The 18,669-nt window shown below is 70.1% G+C and carries 16 protein-coding genes; 15 read left to right on the forward strand and 1 reads right to left on the reverse strand.

Annotated elements, in window-relative coordinates:
* Window positions 1-383 precede the first annotated feature (383 nt).
* Window positions 384-926, reverse strand: a complete 543-nt coding sequence (locus ACWEFL_RS32840) for a beta-class carbonic anhydrase (RefSeq protein ID WP_451719885.1) — start codon at window positions 924-926, stop codon at window positions 384-386.
* 377 nt (window positions 927-1,303) lie between these two features.
* On the opposite strand from ACWEFL_RS32840, the gene rsmH reads away from it, so the two are divergent.
* From rsmH to ACWEFL_RS32915, 15 genes are all read left to right on the forward strand, one after another.
* Window positions 1,304-2,260: a 16S rRNA (cytosine(1402)-N(4))-methyltransferase RsmH gene (rsmH, locus tag ACWEFL_RS32845; RefSeq protein ID WP_451719887.1), complete on the forward strand. Its 957-nt coding sequence runs from the start codon at window positions 1,304-1,306 to the stop codon at window positions 2,258-2,260.
* Between the two features lie 159 nt (window positions 2,261-2,419).
* Window positions 2,420-3,097: an FtsB family cell division protein gene (locus ACWEFL_RS32850; protein WP_451719890.1), complete on the forward strand. Its 678-nt coding sequence runs from the start codon at window positions 2,420-2,422 to the stop codon at window positions 3,095-3,097.
* A 4-nt stretch (window positions 3,098-3,101) separates the two neighbouring features.
* Window positions 3,102-5,126 (forward strand): penicillin-binding transpeptidase domain-containing protein, encoded by a 2,025-nt coding sequence (locus ACWEFL_RS32855; RefSeq protein WP_451719893.1) that lies wholly within the window; start codon window positions 3,102-3,104, stop codon window positions 5,124-5,126.
* Window positions 5,127-5,288: 162 nt separating this feature from the next.
* Entirely contained in the window at window positions 5,289-6,974 is a 1,686-nt protein-coding gene (locus tag ACWEFL_RS32860; protein WP_451719895.1) for a UDP-N-acetylmuramoyl-L-alanyl-D-glutamate--2,6-diaminopimelate ligase, read from the forward strand.
* Between the two features lie 4 nt (window positions 6,975-6,978).
* Window positions 6,979-8,418 (forward strand): UDP-N-acetylmuramoyl-tripeptide--D-alanyl-D-alanine ligase, encoded by a 1,440-nt coding sequence (locus ACWEFL_RS32865; protein ID WP_451719898.1) that lies wholly within the window; start codon window positions 6,979-6,981, stop codon window positions 8,416-8,418.
* Window positions 8,415-9,485 (forward strand): phospho-N-acetylmuramoyl-pentapeptide-transferase, encoded by a 1,071-nt coding sequence (gene mraY, locus ACWEFL_RS32870; protein WP_451719900.1) that lies wholly within the window; start codon window positions 8,415-8,417, stop codon window positions 9,483-9,485. Before ACWEFL_RS32865 ends, mraY begins: the two co-directional genes overlap by 4 nt.
* Window positions 9,482-10,903: a UDP-N-acetylmuramoyl-L-alanine--D-glutamate ligase gene (gene murD, locus ACWEFL_RS32875; RefSeq protein WP_451719903.1), complete on the forward strand. Its 1,422-nt coding sequence runs from the start codon at window positions 9,482-9,484 to the stop codon at window positions 10,901-10,903. The genes mraY and murD overlap by 4 nt, the downstream gene beginning before the upstream one ends.
* Window positions 10,904-10,998: 95 nt before the next feature.
* Window positions 10,999-12,582: a putative lipid II flippase FtsW gene (ftsW, locus tag ACWEFL_RS32880; protein WP_451719906.1), complete on the forward strand. Its 1,584-nt coding sequence runs from the start codon at window positions 10,999-11,001 to the stop codon at window positions 12,580-12,582.
* Between the two features lie 6 nt (window positions 12,583-12,588).
* Window positions 12,589-13,683: an undecaprenyldiphospho-muramoylpentapeptide beta-N-acetylglucosaminyltransferase gene (murG, locus tag ACWEFL_RS32885; RefSeq protein WP_451719908.1), complete on the forward strand. Its 1,095-nt coding sequence runs from the start codon at window positions 12,589-12,591 to the stop codon at window positions 13,681-13,683.
* Window positions 13,684-13,736: 53 nt separating this feature from the next.
* Complete coding sequence (locus tag ACWEFL_RS32890) at window positions 13,737-14,543, forward strand: cell division protein FtsQ/DivIB (RefSeq protein ID WP_451719911.1); 807 nt, start codon at window positions 13,737-13,739, stop codon at window positions 14,541-14,543.
* 277 nt (window positions 14,544-14,820) lie between these two features.
* Window positions 14,821-16,041 carry a cell division protein FtsZ gene (ftsZ, locus tag ACWEFL_RS32895; protein ID WP_451719914.1) on the forward strand — a complete coding sequence of 407 codons (1,221 nt, stop codon included), beginning with the start codon at window positions 14,821-14,823 and terminating at the stop codon, window positions 16,039-16,041.
* A complete protein-coding gene (pgeF, locus tag ACWEFL_RS32900) occupies window positions 16,038-16,796 on the forward strand; it encodes a peptidoglycan editing factor PgeF (RefSeq protein WP_451719916.1) in 759 nt (252 codons plus the stop codon). Before ftsZ ends, pgeF begins: the two co-directional genes overlap by 4 nt.
* Window positions 16,793-17,512 carry a YggS family pyridoxal phosphate-dependent enzyme gene (locus tag ACWEFL_RS32905; RefSeq protein ID WP_451719918.1) on the forward strand — a complete coding sequence of 240 codons (720 nt, stop codon included), beginning with the start codon at window positions 16,793-16,795 and terminating at the stop codon, window positions 17,510-17,512. Before pgeF ends, ACWEFL_RS32905 begins: the two co-directional genes overlap by 4 nt.
* A gap of 142 nt (window positions 17,513-17,654) precedes the next feature.
* Complete coding sequence (locus ACWEFL_RS32910) at window positions 17,655-18,272, forward strand: cell division protein SepF (protein ID WP_451719921.1); 618 nt, start codon at window positions 17,655-17,657, stop codon at window positions 18,270-18,272.
* A gap of 69 nt (window positions 18,273-18,341) precedes the next feature.
* Complete coding sequence (locus ACWEFL_RS32915; RefSeq protein ID WP_451719924.1) at window positions 18,342-18,632, forward strand: YggT family protein; 291 nt, start codon at window positions 18,342-18,344, stop codon at window positions 18,630-18,632.
* Window positions 18,633-18,669: the final 37 nt, after the last annotated feature.

Below are 18,669 nucleotides of genomic sequence, written 5' to 3' on the forward strand. Positions count from 1 at the left end.
CGTTCTTACGGGCCGAGGGACATCCAACGGCCCGGCCCACCCCGAAATACGGGCACCGGCCCCCGGAAGTTCCGGATGGTGCCACATCCGTCATTCTTGTTGCCGTTACCGCGTTGTGTCACTCGCCTGTGGATAACTACGTCGGTTTCGGCGGGTTGGATGCGATTTCCGCAGGTGTCCGACGCGTCGTACGACCGGTTCCCTCGCGAGCCGGTCCCGCACCGGCGGTGATCACGGGCCGCTCACGGTCCCGGAACGGCACCTGCGAGACCCCATGCCACGGACCCGGCACGGACCCGCCACGGACTCGGTACGGACCCGTCAAGGCGCCCGGCGCGGACCGGATCCGCGCGGGTCCCCGCGCGGATCCCCAGCCGAGATCCCTACACGGCGGGATCGATCTCCCGCAGCAGCCCCTCCTTCACATCGAAGACGAAGCCGCGGACATCATCCTTGTGTACGAGGAACGGCGAGGTCCGCACCCGCTGCATCGACTGGCGCACGTCCTGGTCGACATCGCGGAACGCCTCCACCGCCCATGGAGGACGCTGTCCCACCTCGTCCTCCAGCTCGTGCCGGAAGTCCTCCGTGAGGGATTCCAGACCGCAGCCGGTGTGATGGATCAGGATGACGCTGCGGGTGCCGAGCGCCCGCTGGCTGATGGTCAGGGAGCGGATCACATCGTCGGTGACCACACCGCCCGCGTTGCGGATCGTATGGCAGTCGCCCAGTGCGAGGCCGAGCGCGTCGTGCAGGTCGAGCCGGGCGTCCATGCAGGCGACGACCGCCACTCTCAGGACCGGACGCGCGTCCATTCCGGGGTCCTGGAAGCCGGCGGCGTAGCGCTTGTTCGCCTCGATGAGGCGGTCGGTGACCGTACCGGCGGCGCTCGCGGCGTCGGCGGAGTGGTGCGCGGAAGTCGTCATACAGACGACGTTAGTGGCCGCACGCGCGCCGAGCCCGTTGTGGGAAGGGACAAACACTCTCATCAAGGCATGTTGTGAGGTAATCCACAGGGGGTAGGCATCTCCACCTGTTCGAGTGAAATAGTCCCGTTTCAAGCCCCTTGCGCCACGCCGTCGACCGGTTGATTGACCGGGAAGAACAGTGGACTAAAGTGACGCGCAGTCCACAGATACTCCCTGCCGCTTCCCACTGATTCCGCTACTTCCGTTACCGCTGTCACTTCCTGCACTTCCTGCACATTCCCAAGATTCTTCCCGCGTGTGCGGCGTACGCACGGCTCGGCCTTTCACCCCGCTCGCCGGTCGCTCCAGCCCCGCGCCGGACCTGAGAGGGCGCCTTGAGCCATACCCGACACGTCCCGGTGATGCTCCAGCGGTGCCTGGACCTGTTGGCCCCGGCCCTGGAACGCCCCGGATCGGTCGCCGTCGACTGCACCCTGGGCCTCGGCGGACACAGTGAGGCGCTGCTCACCCGCTTTCCCCGGGCCCGCCTGGTCGCACTCGACCGGGACAAGGAGGCCCTGCGGCTCTCCGGTGAGCGACTCGCCTCCTTCGGAGACCGCGCCACCCTCGTGCACGCCGTGTACGACGAACTGCCCCAGGTCCTCGAACGGCTGGACATCCGGCGCGCCCACGGCGTGCTCTTCGACCTCGGCGTCTCGTCCATGCAACTCGACGAGGCGGAGCGCGGATTCGCCTACGCCCAGGACGCCCCCCTCGACATGCGGATGGACCAGACGACCGGCATGGCCGCGGCCGAGGTCCTCAACACCTACCCGCCCGGTGAGCTGGTGCGCATCCTTCGGACGTACGGCGAGGAGAAGCAGGCCAAGCGGATCGTCTCGGCGGTCGTGCGCGAGCGGGAACGGGAGCCCTTCACCACCAGCGCCCGGCTGGTCGAACTGATCCGGGACGCTCTGCCGCAGGCCGCCAAGCGCACCGGCGGCAACCCCGCCAAGCGCACCTTCCAGGCGCTCCGCATCGAGGTGAACGGTGAGCTGAGCGTGTTGGAGCGGGCGATCCCGGCGGCCGTCGGGACGCTCGCCGTCGGCGGCCGGATCGCCGTGCTGTCGTACCACTCGCTGGAGGACCGGCTGGTCAAGCAGGTCTTCGCGGCGGGCGCGGCCACCACAGCGCCCGCCGGGCTGCCCGTCGTACCTGAGCAGTACCAGCCCAGGCTGAAGCTGCTGACGCGCGGCGCGGAACTTCCGACCGAGGAAGAGGTCGCGGAGAACCGGCGCGCCGCCCCTGCGCGTCTGAGGGGAGCACAGCGCATCCGTGAGGACGCGCGATGAGTGAGGACGCGCGATGAGTCACGTACACGAACCCGCCCGTACCACGCGTACGAGGACGGCCGGGGGCGCGAGCAGGGCCCCGGCCACCGTTCCCGGGACCACGGCGGTGGTCCGCGCGGCGGCCGGGGAAGCGATCCGAGGAAGGACCGGGAGGACGCGGTGAGCACAGCGGCCAAACAGCTCAGGGGACGCGCCGCGAGAATCGCCCGGCTGATGCCCGCGGGCCCCAGCACCGCCGCCCGCACCCCCTTCGTCCTGCTCGTCGTGGTGCTCCTCGGCGGCGGACTGATCACGCTCCTGATGCTGAACTCCTCGCTCAACGAGGGCTCCTTCGAACTCAGCGAACTGAAGCTCGAGACCACCGAACTCACCGACGAGCAGCAGGCGCTCCAGCGCGACGTGGACAGCTACTCCGCTCCCGATGCCCTGGAGCGGAGGGCCCGCGAACTGGGCATGGTCCCCGGCGGCCCGCCGGCCTTCGTCAAACCCGACGGCGGCGTCGAGGGCGTACCGCGCAAGGCCACCGCACCCCCCGCCCCGGAGCCCACGTCCAGCGGGGCCTCGGCGTCCGCGTCGGACGCTGCGAGTGCCGCCGATGCCGCCGATGCCGCGGGTCCGTCGGGGGCTGCCGCTCCCTCCACCGGCCAACCTGGCTCACCCGGCCCCAGCCCTTCCTCCGGGCCCACCGGCCCGGCGGCTTCCACACAGCCCACCGGACCCACCGGACCCACCTCACCCTCCCGCGCCTCAGCGCGCTCCGACTCCTCGGCGGCGGCCACCGGATCCGGCCCGTCCGACCCGTCCGCGAAGCCGACCCCGACGTCCTCCGGCAGGTGACGCAGTGCCCTCCAAGGAACCGCCCCCGCGTCCCTCCTCCCGAGACGCGCCGCCCCGCCGCCGGGTGCCCGGCCCCGCCCGGCGTCCCGGCGGGCAGAGCAGGCAGAACCACCGGTCGAGTGAGCAGAGCCGGCCTTCCGGACGCCCCGGGGCCCCCGCCGCCCGGCGGCCCCGGCCCGAACCGCGCTCCCTCCGGCTCGGCAGCCCCCGCCCCCGGCTCCGCCTGGTCAGCCTCGCCCTGACCCTGGTGATGCTGGCCTTCGTCGTGCGGCTGCTCCAGGTACAGGCCGTCGACGCCAGCGCGTACGCGGCCAAGGCCGAGAAGAGCCGCTACCTCAGTGTCGAGCTCGCCGCCGAGCGCGGGGAGATCACCGACCGGTCCGGGATCGCGCTCGCCACCAGCGTCGACGCGTACGACATCACCGCCGACCCCAAGATGTTCACGCCGAACGAGAGCAAGAGCCCCGACGCCCCCGAGCAGGCCGCCGGGCTGCTCGCCCCGATCCTCGGGGTCAGCGCCGAGGAGATCACCAAGAAGCTGAAGACCCCCAAGTCCCGCTACACCGTCCTGGCCCGGCGCCAGACCCCCCAGGTCTGGAACCAGATCAAGGACCTCAAGCGCGTCTTCAACCAGAAGGCCGCGGCCGACGAGGCCAAGGGCGGCCCCGGCGTCAACGTCCTCAGCGGGGTCTTCCAGGAGCCGAGCAGCAAGCGGGTGTATCCCAACGGAGAACTCGCCGCCGGAATACTGGGTTACGTCAACGCCGAGGGCCGCGGCGCCGGAGGCGTCGAGTCCATGCTGGACGAGTCGCTCGCCGGCAAGGACGGAGAGGTCACCTACGCCCAGTCCGGCGGCCGACGCGTCCCCACGGCCGACGGCACCCGGGAAACGCCCGCCGTCCCCGGCTCCGACATAGAGCTGACCATCGACCGGGACATCCAATGGGCAGCCCAGCGGGCGATCAACGACCAGGTGAAGAAGTCCAAGGCCGACCGCGGATACGTGGTGGTGCAGGACACCGCCACCGGCGAGATCCTCGCCATGGCCAACTCGCCCGGCTTCGACCCCAACGACCTCACCCAGGCCGATGCGGCCGCCATGGGCAACGCCGCGCTCCAGGACGCCTTCGAGCCCGGCTCCACCGCCAAGGTGATGTCGATGGCCGCCGTCCTGGAGGAGGGGGCCGCCACCCCCGGCACCCATGTCGTCGTCCCCAACCGGCTGCACCGGGGCGACCGCCTCTTCAAGGACGACGTCGACCACCCCACCTGGTACCTCACGCTCAACGGGGTACTCGCCAAGTCGAGCAACATCGGCACCATCCTGGCCACCGGCCAGCTCGGCGACACCCAGCCCGAGGCGAACCGGGTGCTCCACTCGTATCTGCGGAAGTTCGGCATGGGCAGTCCCACCGGACTCGGGTATCCGGGGGAGACCCCGGGCATCCTCGCCCCGCCGGAGAAGTGGTCCACCTCGCAGCAGTACACGATCCCCTTCGGCCAGGGACTCTCCCTCAACGCCGTACAGGCGGCGTCCGTCTACTCCACCATCGCCAACGGCGGGGTACGCGTCGAACCCTCCCTGGTCCGGGGCAGCAAGGGCCCCGACGGCCGCTTCACCGCCGCACCCGCGCCCAAGAAGAACCGTGTCGTCAGCGAGAAGACCGCCCGGACGCTGGCCACCATGCTGGAGTCCGTCGTCGGCGACGAGGAGGGCACCGGCACCAAGGCCCGTATCCCCGGCTACCGCGTCGCCGGCAAGACGGGCACCGCCAACCGGGTCGACCCCGAAACCGGGACCTACAAGGGCTACACCGCCTCCTTCGCCGGTTTCGCGCCCGCCGACAAGCCCAGGGTCACCGTCTACTGCGCCATCCAGAACCCCACCGAGGGCAGCTACTTCGGCGGTCAGATCTGCGGCCCGATCTACCAGAAAGTCATGGAATTCGCGCTGAAAACCCTCCAGGTGCCGCCGACGGGCGAGAAACCGGCCGGTCTTCCGGTCACCTTCGACCCCGACGACGACTGACCGCCCCGGCGCGGACCGACCGCCCCGGCGCACGACCTGCCCGGTGAAGGAGACCGTCCGGTGAGAGATCTGGTGAGAGATCTGGTGACAGACCCGGTGAGAGATCCGGTGAAAGAAACGTTCAGCACGACACGCCACGCCGAATGATCCAAGGAACCACCAGTGACAACGATCACCCCTGATCCCGGGAACCACGGCCCGGCGCGGCACTCATTTAGCCCCGTGCACGCCGAGCCCGGTACGCTCACCGCCGTGCCACAGCCCGATCAGTACCGAACCACCCCGCAGGACGCCCCGGCGAAACCACCGGGAGCGCCCCGTCCGGACCGGCCCCACCCGACACCCCTCGGGGTGCTGGCCGCCCGGCTGGGGGTGAAGAATCCAGCGGCGGACGAGGTCACGGTCACCGGCATCACCCACGACTCGCGGGCGGTACGCCCCGGCGATCTGTACGCGGCCCTCCCCGGCGCCCGCGTCCACGGCGCCGACTTCGTGGACCAGGCGGCGAACCTGGGCGCCGCGGCCGTCCTCACCGACCCGGCGGGCGCCGATCGGGCGGCGACCACCGGACTCCCGGTCCTGGTCACCGACGACCCCCGCGGCCACATGGGCGGACTCGCCGCCGAGATCTACGGACAGCCGGGCGCCGACCTGCTCCAGATCGGCATCACCGGCACCTCCGGCAAGACGACCTCCGTCTACCTCGTCGAAGGCGGCCTGCGGGCGGCGGGCCGCACCACGGGCCTGATCGGCACGGTCGAGACCCGGATCGGCGACGAGCGCCTCAAATCGGAGCGTACGACCCCGGAGGCCACCGACCTCCAGGCCCTGTTCGCCGTCATGCGCGAGCGGGGCGTCGACGTGGTCGCCATGGAGGTCTCCAGCCACGCCCTGGTGCTCGGACGCGTCGACGGCTGCCTCTTCGACGTCGCCGTCTTCAACAACCTCAGCCCCGAGCACATGGAGTTCCACTCCGGCATGGAGGACTACTTCCAGGCCAAGGCGCGGCTGTTCACACCGGCCCGCAGCAGGCTCGGGGTCGTCAATCACGACGACGAGTACGGCCGCAGGCTCACCAAGGAGGCGTCCGTCCCGGTCACCACCTTCTCAGCCGAGGGCAGCCACGACGCCGACTGGCGGGCCGAGGACGTCGAGCTGGGCGCCATGGGGTCCGCCTTCACGATCGTGGGGCCCGCGGGACAGCGCGTCCGGGCGAAGGCGCCGCTGCCCGGCGCGTTCAACGTCGCCAACACCCTGGCCGCCGTCGTCACCCTCGCCGTCGCCGGGATCGCCCCGCAGACGGCGGCCGACGGCATCGCCGGCGTTCCCGGCGTCCCCGGCCGGCTGGAGCGCGTGGACGAGGGCCAGCCGTATCTGGCCGTCGTGGACTACGCGCACAAGACCGACGCCGTCGAATCGGTTCTCCGCTCCCTGCGCAAGGTCACCGAGGGCAGGCTGCACATCGTGCTCGGCTGCGGCGGCGACCGTGACACCACCAAACGCGGCCCGATGGGCGCGGCGGCGGCCCGCCTCGCCGACACCGCCGTACTGACATCCGACAACCCCCGCTCGGAGGACCCGCTCGCGATCCTCGCCACGATGCTCGCCGGCGCCGCCGAGGTCCCGGCCCATGAACGCGGTCATGTCCTCGTCGAAGCCGACCGGGCCGCGGCCATCGCCGCCGCCGTCGCCCGCGCGGAGCCCGGTGACACCGTGCTGATCGCGGGCAAGGGCCATGAGCAGGGACAGGACATCGCCGGAGTCGTCCGCCCCTTCGACGACCGCCAGGTACTCCGCGAAGCCATCGGCGCCACCCAGGTCGCGCCTCACGAGAAATCCCGGGGATGACCCAGTGATCACCCTCTCCCTCGCCGAGATCGCCGAAATCGTCGGCGGGCAGTCGCACGACATACCGGATCCGGCCGTGCGGATCACCGGACCGGTCGTCAGCGACTCGCGAGCCGTCCGGCCCGGCGCCCTCTTCATCGCCTTCGCCGGCGAGAACGCCGACGGCCACGACTACGCCGAACGGGCCGTCGCGGACGGCGCCGCCGCCGTGCTGGGCACCCGGCCCGTGGGCGTGCCGGCGATCGTCGTGGACGACGTCACCGCCGCGCTGGGCGCCCTCGCCCGGCAGGTGGTCGAACGCCTCGGCGCCACCACCGTCGCGCTCACCGGATCGGCGGGAAAGACCAGCACCAAGGACCTCATCGCGCAGCTCCTGGAGCGCAAGGGGCCGACGGTCTACCCCGCGGGCAACCTGAACAACGAGATCGGCCTGCCGCTGACCGCACTGCGCGCCGACGAGTCCACCGAACACCTCGTCCTCGAAATGGGCGCGCGGTACATCGGCGACATCCGCTACCTCACCGGGCTCGTACCGCCGAAGGTCGGACTCGTCCTGAACGTCGGAACCGCCCACATCGGCGAGTTCGGCGGCCGGGAACGGATCGCCGAGGCCAAGGGCGAGCTGGTGGAGGCCCTGCCCCACGCCGAGGACGGCGGCATCGCCGTGCTCAACGCGGACGATCCCCTCGTACGCGCCATGGCGTCCCGCACCAAGGCCCGGGTCGTCACCTTCGGCGAGGCCGAGACAGCCGATGTACGTGCCGAGAATGTCCGGCTCACCCGGCAAGGTCGGCCCGCCTTCACGCTTCACACCCCTACCGGGTGCGGTGATGTGACCATGCGGCTGTACGGTGAGCACCACGTGTCGAACGCGCTCGCCGCGGCCGCCGTCGCCCATGAGCTGGGCATGCCCGTCGACGAGATCGCCATCGCGCTCTCGGAGGCCGGCACCCTCTCCCGCTGGCGCATGGAGGTCACCGAGCGTCCGGACGGCGTGACGATCGTCAACGACGCCTACAACGCGAACCCCGAGTCCATGAAGGCGGCGCTGCGCGCGCTGGCAGCCATGGGACAGGACGCACAGACCCGGGGGGGGCGTACATGGGCGGTGCTCGGCCTGATGGCCGAGCTCGGCGACGAAGCGTTCGCCGAGCACGACGCCGTCGGACGGCTCGCCGTCCGGCTCAACGTCAGCAAGCTCGTCGCAGTCGGGGGCAGGGAAGCGTCCTGGCTGCAACTGGGCGCATATAACGAGGGTTCGTGGGGTGAGGAGTCGGTGCACGTGTCCGACGCGCGGGCGGCGGTCGACCTGTTGCGCAGTGAGCTGCGACCGGGAGACGTCGTGCTGGTGAAGGCTTCCAGATCGGTCGGACTGGAGCGGGTGGCCCAGGCGCTGCTCGAGAACCCGGCGGCGCCCGCGGATGGGCAGGGTGCCGGTCGATGAGGCAGATCCTCTTCGCGGGGGCCATCGGGCTCTTCCTGACCCTGATCGGCACCCCACTGCTGATCAAGCTCCTGGCCCGCAAGGGATACGGGCAGTTCATCCGGGACGACGGCCCGCGCAGCCACGGCAGCAAGAAGGGCACGCCCACCATGGGCGGCATCGCCTTCATCCTGGCCACGCTGATCGCGTACGCCTGTGCCAAGCTGATCACCGGGGAACCGCCCACCTTCTCGGGCCTGCTGGTGCTCGGTCTGATGGCGGGAATGGGCCTCGTCGGGTTCCTCGACGACTACATCAAGATCGTCAAACAGCGCTCGCTCGGTCTGCGCGCCAAGGCCAAGATGGCGGGCCAGCTGATCGTCGGCATCACCTTCGCGGTGCTGTCGCTCCAGTTCGCCGACAAGCGCGGCAACACCCCCGCCTCCACCAAGCTGTCGTTCATCACGGACTTCGGCTGGTCGATCGGCCCGGTGCTCTTCGTGGTCTGGGCGCTGTTCATGATTCTCGCGATGTCGAACGGCGTGAACCTCACCGACGGTCTGGACGGCCTGGCCACGGGCGCGTCGGTGATGGTCTTCGGCGCGTACACCTTCATCGGGCTCTGGCAGTTCCAGGAGGCATGCGCCAACGCGATCTCGCTCACCAACCCCGCGGCCTGTTTCGAGGTACGAGATCCACTCGACCTGGCGGTGGTCGCGGCGGCCTTGATGGGCTCCTGCTTCGGCTTCCTGTGGTGGAACACCTCACCCGCCAAGATCTTCATGGGCGACACCGGCTCCCTCGCGCTCGGCGGCGCGCTCGCCGGTCTCGCGATCTGCTCCCGCACGGAACTGCTGCTGGCCCTCCTCGGCGGACTGTTCGTCCTGATCACCATGTCCGTGGTCATCCAGGTCGGCTCCTTCAAGATGACCGGCAAGCGTGTCTTCCGCATGGCACCACTCCAACATCACTTCGAACTCAAGGGGTGGTCCGAAGTCCTTGTGGTGGTCCGGTTCTGGATCATCCAGGGCATGTGCGTCATCGTCGGTCTCGGCCTCTTCTACGCGGGCTGGGCGGCGGACAAGTGAGCACGCGTCAGGAACTCGCGGGCCGACGGGTCACCGTGGCCGGGCTCGGGGTCTCCGGAATCCCCGCGGCGAAGGTCCTCCATGGCCTCGGCGCGATCGTGACCGTCGTCAACGACGGGGACGACGAGCGCTCCCGCGCCCAGGCCGCCGAACTGGAGGCCCTCGGGATCACTGTGCGCCTCGGCGACGGCGCGACCCTGCCCGACGGCACCGAACTCATCGTCACCGCACCCGGCTGGAAGCCGGACAAACCACTCTTCCGGGCCGCCGCGGCGGCGGGCGTGCCCGTCTGGGGCGACGTCGAACTCGCCTGGCGGCTGCGCGGACCCGGCTCCCCGCCCTGGCTCGCGGTCACCGGCACCAACGGCAAGACCACGACCGTACGCATGCTCGCCTCGATCCTCGAAGCGGCGGGCCTGCGCACCGCGGCCGTCGGCAACATCGGCGTCTCGCTCCTCGACGCCGTGACGGGGGACGAGACGTACGACGTCCTCGCCGTCGAACTCTCCAGCTACCAGCTCCACTGGGCGCCCTCGCTGCGCGCCCACTCGGCCGCGGTGCTCAATCTGGCGCCCGACCACATCGACTGGCACGGCTCCATGGAGGCGTACACCGCCGACAAGGGCCGGATCTACGAGGGCAACACCGTCGCCTGTGTCTACAACGCCGCCGACAAGGCGACCGAGGACCTGGTGCGGAAGGCGGACGTCGAGGAGGGCTGCCGGGCCATCGGCTTCACCCTCGGCCCGCCCGGCCCCTCCCAACTCGGCGTCGTGGACGGGATCCTCGTCGACCGCGCCTTCGTCGAGAACCGGCGGGAGCGGGCACAGGAGCTGGCCCAGGTGTCCGACGTGAACCCGCCGGCCCCGCACAACATCGCCAACGCCCTCGCGGCGGCGGCGCTGGCCCGCGCCTACGGTGTGCCCCCGGCCGCCGTGCGCGACGGGCTGCGGGCGTTCCGGCCCGACCCGCACCGCATCGAGAAGGTCGCGGACGTGGCCGGCGTCGCGTACGTCGACGACTCCAAGGCCACCAACACACACGCCGCCGAGGCGTCCCTGGCCGCCTACGATCCGATCGTGTGGATCGCGGGCGGACTCGCCAAGGGCGCGACCTTCGGCGAACTCGTCGAGAAGTCGGCGGAGCGGCTGCGCGGCGTCGTCCTGATCGGGGCGGACCGTGCCCTGATCGCCGAAGCCCTGGCGCGACACGCGCCCGAGGTCCCGGTCGTCGACCTCGACCGGACAGACACTGGGACGATGTCGGCGGCCGTCCGGGAGGCGGCACAGCTCGCGCGGCCGGGGGACACGGTCCTGCTGGCCCCGGCCTGTGCCTCGATGGACATGTTCGCCAACTACAACAAGCGAGGCGAGGCATTCGCGGACGCGGTCCGCACCCTCGCCGCCGAGCGCGCCTGACCGGCCCGGCCCTTACGCCGCGCCGTGCCGCGCGTCTTCGGGGCTCCCCGAAGACGCCGGCGGCGCGTCAGGCACGACTGGAGGGGACAGCGCCCATGCCGGCCGATGACACCAGGCAGCGTCTTCGGGCTCCTCGGCGTTCGAGAAGCGGTGTCCGGGGAAGAGCACCGGAAGCGGCCCACCGGGACGGAGCCGACGGTGCTCCCGGCGGCCCGGCCGCCGCCACGTCCGCCGGGACGGGTACGTCCGCCCGCGCACGCGCGACCGCGGCGGTACGCGCCTGGACTCCTGCCCTCGCCCCCGCCTTCGCCGGCGCCCCCGCCCGCACCCCTGCCTCCGCTGGGTTGGCCCTCCGCGGCCGTACCGGAGGCGTCATCGGCCGCCGGGGCTCCCGGCTGCCGGGGAGCTCCGGCCGGATCACCGGCGCCTCGCGCCCCCCGCGCGGCAGCGGCGCCAGACGGCTGTACGAGCGCGCCCGCAAGGCGTGGGACCGTCCGCTCACCGCGTACTACCTGATCCTCGGCAGCAGTCTGCTGATCACCGTGCTCGGGCTGGTCATGGTCTTCTCCGCCTCGATGATCAAGGCGCTGGAGCTGGACCTGCCGGGCTCCTACTTCTTCCGCAAGCAGTTCCTCGCCGCGTGCATCGGCACCGTGCTGCTGCTGATCGCCTCCCGGATGCCGGTCAAGCTGCACCGCGCGTTCGCGTATCCGCTGCTGATGGGCACCGTTTTCCTGATGGTGCTCGTCCAGATCCCGGGGATAGGGCGTAGCGTCGGCGGCAATCAGAACTGGCTCTCCCTCGGCGGCCCGTTCCAGCTCCAGCCCAGTGAGTTCGGCAAGCTCGCGCTCATCCTCTGGGGCGCCGACCTGCTCGCCCGCAAACAGGACAAGCGGCTGCTGACCCAGTGGAAGCACATGCTCGTCCCGCTCGTCCCGGTCGCGTTCCTGCTGCTGGGCCTGATCATGCTCGGCGGCGACATGGGTACGGCGATGATCCTCGCCGCGATCCTCTTCGGCCTGCTGTGGCTGGCCGGAGCGCCGACCCGGCTGTTCGCGGGCGTCCTCGGCGTCGCCGTGCTCGTCGGCTTCATGTTCATCCGAACCAGCGCCAACCGGATGTCCCGGCTCGAGTGCATCGGCGCCATCGATCTCGGCCCCAACGGCGAATGCTGGCAGGCCGTGCACGGGATCTACGCACTCGCGTCCGGCGGATGGTTCGGATCCGGCCTCGGTGCGAGTGTGGAGAAATGGGGTCAACTCCCCGAACCGCACACCGACTTCATCTTCGCCATCGCCGGCGAGGAACTGGGCCTGGCGGGCACGCTGTCGGTACTCGCCCTCTTCGCGGCTCTAGGCTATGCGGGTATCCGCGTGGCCGGACGCACGGAGGACCCCTTCGTGAGGTACGCGGCGGGAGGCGTCACCACCTGGATGATGTTCCAGGCGGTGGTCAACATCGGTGCGGTGCTCGGTCTGCTGCCCATCGCCGGTGTCCCCCTCCCGCTGTTCTCCTACGGAGGGTCGGCCCTGCTGCCGTCCATGTTCGCGATCGGTCTGCTGATCGCCTTCGCGCGGGAGGAACCCACCGCGAAGGCGGCCCTGGCGATGAGGACGCCAGGGGTGAGATGGAAGACGATGAGACGGCGCGTCAAGAAGCGTCCGTCCGGAGAGCGGTGAATTTCGGTGCATGTCGTACTCGCCGGTGGGGGGACCGCCGGCCACATCGAGCCCGCGCTCGCCCTCGCGGACGCACTGCGCAGGCAGGACCCGACCGTGGGCATCACGGCCCTCGGCACAGAACGCGGCCTGGAGACCAGGCTCGTCCCGGAGCGCGGCTACGAGCTGGCGCTCATCCCCGCCGTACCGCTGCCCCGCAAGCCCACCCCGGAGCTGATCACCGTCCCCGGACGGCTGCGCGGCACCATCAAGGCGGCCGAGCAGATCCTGGAGCGCACCAAGGCGGACTGCGTCGTCGGCTTCGGCGGCTATGTCGCGCTGCCCGGCTACCTCGCCGCCAAACGGCTCGGTGTGCCGATCGTCGTCCATGAGGCCAACGCCCGCCCCGGACTCGCCAACAAGATCGGCTCCCGGTACGCGGCGGGGGTGGCCGTCGCCACGCCCGACAGCAAACTGCGCAACGCCCGCTATATCGGCATCCCGCTGCGCTACTCCATCGCCACCCTCGACCGCGCCCGCGTACGCCCCGAGGCGCGCGCCGCCTTCGGCCTCGACCCCAGCCTGCCGACGCTGCTGGTCTCCGGAGGCTCCCAGGGCGCGCGCCGCCTCAACGAGGTGGTTCAGCAGGCCGCCCCGCTGCTCCAGCGCTCCGGCATCCAGATCCTGCACGCGGTCGGCCCGAAGAACGAACTGCCGCGCGTGGACAACATGCCCGGAATGCCGCCGTACATCCCGGTACCGTACGTGGACCGGATGGACCTCGCGTACGCCGCCGCCGACATGATGCTCTGCCGCGCGGGCGCGATGACCGTCGCCGAACTCTCCGCCGTGGGGCTGCCCGCCGCGTACGTCCCGCTGCCGATCGGCAACGGCGAACAGCGGCTCAACGCCCAGCCGGTGGTGAAGGCGGGCGGCGGACTGCTGGTCGACGACGCCGAACTGACCCCGCAGTGGGTCCAGGGACATGTCCTTCCGGTGCTGGCCGATCCGCACCGGCTGTACGAGATGTCGCGTGCAGCCGCCGAGTTCGGCCGCAGGGACGCCGACGAACTGCTCGTCGGCATGGTGTACGAGGCGATCGCCGCCCGCCGTAAGGGGTGAGCCCGCCGCCGGCCCGGGGGATCCCCCGGGCCCAGCCGGAAGGAGACCGGGCCGTGGCCGGACCCACCACCGCCGAGCGCGGTGCGCGCAGACCCTCGCGTCGTAGCGGCGGAGCGTCCGGCCCGCCCCCGGACGGCGCCCCGCCCCGCCGGTCGCGCCTCCCCGGCCCGCGGACTCTGCTGATCGCCCTCGCCGTCGCTGTGCTCGTCGGCGGGGCGATCTGGGTCCTGTACGGCTCCTCCTGGCTGCGGGTGGAACAGGTGAAGACCGGCGGCACCCGTGTGCTGACACCCGCCCAGGTGAAGGAGGCCGCCGATGTCCCCGTGGGCTCGCCGCTGATCGCGATCGACACGGACGGCATCGAGGCCCGGCTGCGGAAGCGGCTTCCCCGGATCGATTCGGTCGAAGTGTCCCGTTCCTGGCCGCGCGGAATCACGCTGGAAGTGACCGAAAGACGTCCTGTGCTCCTTCTCGCGAAAGGTGCGAAGTTCGTTGAAGTGGACGACGAAGGTGTCCGGTTCGCGACGGTGGACAAAGCACCCAAAGCCGTTCCCCTGCTCGAACTGAACACCGCGGGATCGCCGAGTCTGCGACGATTCGGCACCGACCGTCTGATCACCGGAGCGGTACGCGTCAGAAGTGAACTCCCGGCAAAGGTCGCGGCGGACACCCGGACCATCGCGGTGCGTTCATACGACTACATCACCCTGGAGTTGAGCAGGGGGCGGACCGTGCTCTGGGGCAGCCCCGAGGAGGGCGAGGCGAAGGCGCGTGCCCTCACCGCTCTCATGAAAGCCGCGCCGAAGGCCGCTAACTTTGATGTCAGCGCGCCCACCGCACCGGCCGTGTCGGGCAGTTGACGTATCTCGGGCCGGGCCCGGACCCCTGGGTGGTGCGCGCAACGGCTGATCACATAGGGTGAAAAGAAAAACGGGAGGTTCGGCGTGTTCATTGAACGTCCGCCGCTTGTCGACTTAGTGTCCTGTTCGGAAGAGTCCAGCGAACGGACACACTGGTAACCCTAAACTTCAACGTTAGGGTTCGGGTCGGCGTTTTGGACCGCCCCTTCGGCATCCGTCGTCACGGCGCCACCATCGCGCAGTGACGACACGTAACTCGAGGCGAGAGGCCTTCGACGTGGCAGCACCGCAGAACTACCTCGCAGTCATCAAGGTCATCGGTGTCGGCGGCGGTGGTGTCAATGCCATCAACCGAATGATCGAGGTCGGCCTCAAGGGCGTCGAGTTCATCGCGATCAACACCGATGCGCAGGCACTGCTGATGAGCGACGCCGACGTCAAGCTCGACGTCGGACGGGAACTCACCCGCGGCCTCGGCGCCGGCGCCAACCCGGCCGTCGGACGGAAGGCGGCGGAGGACCACCGCGAGGAGATCGAGGAGGTCCTCAAGGGGGCCGACATGGTCTTCGTCACCGCGGGTGAGGGCGGCGGCACCGGCACAGGCGGAGCGCCCGTCGTCGCCAACATCGCCCGCTCGCTCGGTGCCCTGACGATCGGTGTGGTCACCCGGCCGTTCACCTTCGAGGGTCGCCGCCGGGCCAACCAGGCCGAGGACGGCATCGCCGAACTCCGCGAAGAGGTCGACACCCTCATCGTCATCCCGAACGACCGGCTGCTGTCCATCTCGGACCGCCAGGTCAGCGTGCTGGACGCCTTCAAGTCCGCCGACCAGGTACTGCTCTCGGGTGTCCAGGGCATCACCGACCTCATCACCACTCCGGGCCTGATCAACCTCGACTTCGCCGACGTCAAGTCCGTGATGTCCGAGGCCGGATCGGCGCTCATGGGCATCGGCTCCGCCCGCGGCGACGACCGTGCGGTGGCCGCGGCCGAGATGGCGATCTCCTCGCCGCTGCTGGAGGCGTCCATCGACGGAGCGCGGGGCGTCCTGCTCTCCATCTCCGGCGGATCGGACCTCGGCCTCTTCGAGATCAACGAGGCGGCGCAGCTGGTGAGCGAGGCCGCCCACCCCGAGGCGAACATCATCTTCGGCGCGGTCATCGACGACGCCCTCGGCGACGAGGTGCGGGTCACGGTCATCGCGGCCGGCTTCGACGGCGGCCAGCCGCCCGCCCCCCGCCCCCAGGTGATGGGGGCCAGCACGGCTGGCGGCAAGCGGGACGACGTCTCCGCCGTGCCCACGCCCACGCGTCCGGTCGAGAGCCCCTCCACGGCCCAGCGGTCGGCTTCGGGCCTCTCCGCCCGCGACCGCGAGCCCGCTCCGGTCGAGCCGATTCCCGTCGCGGCCGACCTGCCGGCCCCCAGCCCGGTGATCCACCCGCCCCGCTACTCGGAGGCCGAGGAACTGGATGTCCCGGATTTCTTGAAGGGGCCGTGAAGCACCACGCCATACACGCGAGCGGCGCGCACTTCGCCTTCACCGACAGGTGGGGCGGGGTGAGCGCCGTTCCGTACGAGGAGCTGAATCTCGGCGGCGCGGTCGGCGACGATCCCGCGGCGGTACGCGCCAACCGGGCCGTGGCCGCGAAGGAACTGGGGCTCGAACCGGACGGTGTCGTCTGGATGAACCAGGTCCATGGAAAAGATGTGGCCAAGGTCGACGGTCCGTGGGGCGATGGCCCGATTCCGTCGGTCGACGGTCTGGTCACCGCCCGGCGGGGACTCGCCCTCGCCGTACTGACAGCGGACTGCACCCCCGTACTGCTGGCCGATCCGGTCGCGGGAGTGGTGGCCGCCGCCCATGCGGGCCGCCCCGGCATGGTCGCCGGAATCGTCCCCGCGACGGTCGAGGCGATGACCTCCCTGGGGGCCAGCCCGGAACGGATCATCGCCAGGACCGGGCCCGCGGTCTGCGGACGCTGCTATGAAGTCCCCGCGGAGATGCGGGCCCTGGTCGCGGCGGCCGAACCGGCCGCCTGGTCCGTCACCTCCTGGGGCACCCCCGCGGTCGACGTCACCGCCGGGGTCCACGCCCAGCTCGAAGCCCTCGGCGTACGGGACCGGCAGGCGTCCGGCGTCTGCACCCTGGAGTCGAGCGACCACTACTCGTACCGCCGCGACCGCACCACCGGCCGACTTGCCGGATATGTCTGGCTCGCACCGCCCGAAGGGTTGGGGGCAGGAGAAGCATGACGGATCGTCGAACCGAACTCGCCGGGAATCTGGCGTCGGTGGAGGAACGTATCGCCGCGGCGTGCGCGGCCGCCGGCCGGAAGCGCGAGGAGGTGACGCTCGTCGTCGTGACCAAGACCTACCCGGCCTCCGATGTGCGGATTCTCCATGAACTCGGTGTACGTCATGTGGCGGAGAACCGGGATCAGGACGCGGCCCCCAAAGCCGCCGCCTGTGCGGATCTTGATCTGACCTGGCACTTCGTTGGACAGTTGCAGACCAATAAGGTCCGTTCTGTTGCGACTTATGCTGATGTCGTACAGTCGATCGACCGGATCAGGCTGGTGACGGCGCTCTCCGCCGCGGCGGTACGGGCCGGGCGAGAGCTCGATTGTCTTGTTCAGGTCGCTCTGGACGCCGAAGAGGGCGCGCGGGGCGACCGCGGCGGCGTCGCGCCCGGCGGCGTCGAGGAGTTGGCAGCCGCGATCGAGGGCGCGTCCGGTCTGCGGCTCGGCGGTCTCATGACCGTCGCTCCGCTCGCCGGACCGTTCGAGGGGCGGCCGCGGGCGGCGTTCGAGCGGCTGATGGAATTCTCATCCGGCCTGCGCATTGGGCATCCTGCTGCGAACATGGTGTCCGCGGGGATGAGCGCGGACCTCGAAGAAGCGGTGGCGGCGGGAGCGACACTTGTACGCGTCGGCACTGCGGTACTCGGAGTCCGTCCCCGGCTCGGGTAACGTCGCCAAGCAGGTCGGACCACAGCAGAAAATATGGTCATTCCCGTCAAATAGCGGGCAGACCCCGTGGATCGCGGGCACTTGGTGACACTGCAACTTTGGCGACAAGGGCGATCCACCACAGAGCGGAGGACTCAGAGCAATGGCCGGCGCGATGCGCAAGATGGCGGTCTACCTCGGCCTCGTGGAGGACGATGGGTACGACGGCAGGGGTTTTGACCCCGATGACGACTTCGAACCCGAGCCGGAGCCCGAGCGGGAGCACCGACGGCACCAGCCGCCGCATCAGGTGGAGCGGGAGGAGCCCGTACGCGCGGCCCAGCCCCCGGCACCTCGCGAACCGGTGTCGCATTCCCCTTCGCTTCCCGCAGAGAGCGGGCGTCCGGCCCGAATTGCCCCCGTGGCGTCCATCACACCTGAACGCCCGAGCCTGGAGAAGAACTCACCGGTGATCATGCCCAAAGTTGTGTCCGAGCGGGAGCCCTACCGCATCACGACATTGCACCCGCGGACCTACAACGAAGCCCGTACCATCGGGGAACACTTCCGCGAGGGCACTCCGGTGATCATGAATTTGACCGAGATGGACGACACCGATGCGAAGCGACTTGTCGACTTTGCCGCGGGACTTGTCTTCGGTCTGCATGGCAGCATTGAGCGGGTGACCCAGAAGGTCTTCCTCCTGTCTCCTGCTAACGTCGATGTCACGGCGGAGGACAAGGCCCGTATCGCAGAGGGCGGATTCTTCAACCAGAGCTGAGAACCGACACCGGGACTATCCCGGCCGTGAGGCCGGATCAAGTGAGCACAGGGGAGAGGGAAGCGCGGGATGAGCATCGCACTTCAGGTGGTCTACATCGCGCTGGTGTGCTTTCTCGTCGTGCTGATCTTCCGGTTGGTCATGGACTACGTCTTCCAGTTCGCCCGTTCATGGCAGCCCGGCAAGGTGATGGTGGTGCTTCTTGAGGCCACCTACACTGTCACCGATCCACCGCTCAAGCTTCTTCGGCGGTTCATCCCGCCGTTGCGTCTCGGGGGCGTGGCACTCGACCTGTCCTTCTTCGTTCTGATGATCATCGTCTACATCCTGATCAGTATCGTGTCTCGCTTCGCGAGATAAAGGGAGGGAACCGTGGACGATACGGTCTTGCCGACTG

The sequence above is a fragment of the Streptomyces sp. NPDC004838 genome, assembly GCF_053600955.1.